Origin of the sequence: Megasphaera cerevisiae DSM 20462, assembly GCF_001045675.1 — a bacterium.
Taxonomy (GTDB): domain Bacteria; phylum Bacillota; class Negativicutes; order Veillonellales; family Megasphaeraceae; genus Megasphaera; species Megasphaera cerevisiae.
The window spans coordinates 1-1,343 of the sequence record NZ_LEKT01000118.1; the positions used below are offsets into that span (position 1 = coordinate 1).

At 41.3% G+C, this 1,343-nt stretch carries 2 protein-coding genes; both read right to left on the reverse strand.

Features of this window, described 5'->3' with window-relative positions; genetic code table 11:
• Nucleotides 1-52 precede the first annotated feature (52 nt).
• A complete protein-coding gene (locus tag AB840_RS15250) occupies nucleotides 53-955 on the reverse strand; it encodes an IS3 family transposase (protein WP_048515667.1) in 903 nt (300 codons plus the stop codon).
• An 8-nt stretch (nucleotides 956-963) separates the two neighbouring features.
• Nucleotides 964-1,248, reverse strand: coding sequence for a transposase (locus AB840_RS15255; RefSeq protein ID WP_048515668.1), 285 nt, complete (start codon nucleotides 1,246-1,248; stop codon nucleotides 964-966).
• Nucleotides 1,249-1,343: the final 95 nt, after the last annotated feature.

A 1,343-nucleotide genomic window follows, 5' to 3' on the forward strand; every position in this document is an offset into this window, starting at 1 on the left:
TGGTCCTATGTCAATATTTAGTACAAAATAAAATGAGAAAAGTATCCTCGGTTTAACTTGCCCTCAAGGCATCTTTTTTCTGACACTGCTGATACAACTTTTCATATTCGTCTGGCGACATGTAATCGCAGTGACTGTGAATCCGTACCGTATTGTAAAATGTTTCCAGATATTCAAATACCAGCGTATATGCATGCCGATAATCGCGGATACGGAACCGATTCAGCCATTCCCGTTTAATCAACGAATGAAAGGACTCAATGCAGGCATTATCCCAAGGGAAAGCTTTTTTGGAATAACTGCGTTGCATGTTTTTCGTGGCTCGTATGTACTCCCGCGAAACGTAAGCGCTGCCGCGATCCGAATGAATAACCAACGGTTGGTCCAATGTACGTCTTGCTTTTGCTTTGTTGATGGTGTCTACAACACAGGAAACCTGCATAGTTGTTGTTACATTCCATGCAATAATCTTGCGAGAAAATAAATCCATCACACTGGTTAAGTAAACAAACCCATCTGCCGTCCAAATGTACGTGATATCACTGCACCAAACGGCATTGGGTCGTTCTGGATTAAAATCTTGTTGCAATATGTTTTGTAAGGCATGACTGAAATCAGAATCTTTCGTAGTCACTACATACGGTTTCACCCATTGTGCTCGTATTCCCATATCTTTCATATATTTGCCAACGGTGCGCGCCGATATCATATCTCCTGTCTTACGAAGTTCCTTCGCTATTTTCGGAGCTCCATAGTTTTGCTTGGATGCATTATAAATGTTTCTAATTTTCAGTTGTACTGCTTGCTTACGATGTTGCTGATGAGACGGCACTCGTTTTAACCAAGCAACATATCCGGATCTTGATACGCCTAACATAGTAAGCATTCCAGAGACAGAAACATGGCGTCTCCTTTTTCTGGTTGTAGCTGCCTTGTTGGAAACTTCACGATAGATAGCTTCCGTTAATTTTCCAGAATGCCGATGGCTTTTTTTAGGACATCTAGCGCATCTTCTGTATCCCGCAGTTTTCGTTTCAGTGCTGCCATTTCTTTTGCTTCATCTGATGCATAATTACCAGAACCACGGCATGTAATGTCTCCCGTATCTCGTAATTCTTTTTGCCATCGGGACAAGGTTTGCTGGCTTATGCCAAGATTTTTGGCACAACCGACCAACCCCAGATCCCGGTGATCATGATAATATTGGATGGCATCCAGTTTAAATTGTTTATCAAAGTGCTTCGCCATTATAAGTTCCTCCCGTTTCTGATACTTCTATTGTATCATGGTTTCATGTATAGGATTTTCTCATTTTGGCTTGTACTATTTTTATGCTAGCACTA

What these genes read in the sequence shown, in the direction of transcription:
- AB840_RS15255 (WP_048515668.1), bottom strand. Translation starts at nt 1,248, where the DNA reads ATGGCGAAGCACTTTGATAAACAATTTAAACTGGATGCCATCCAATAT.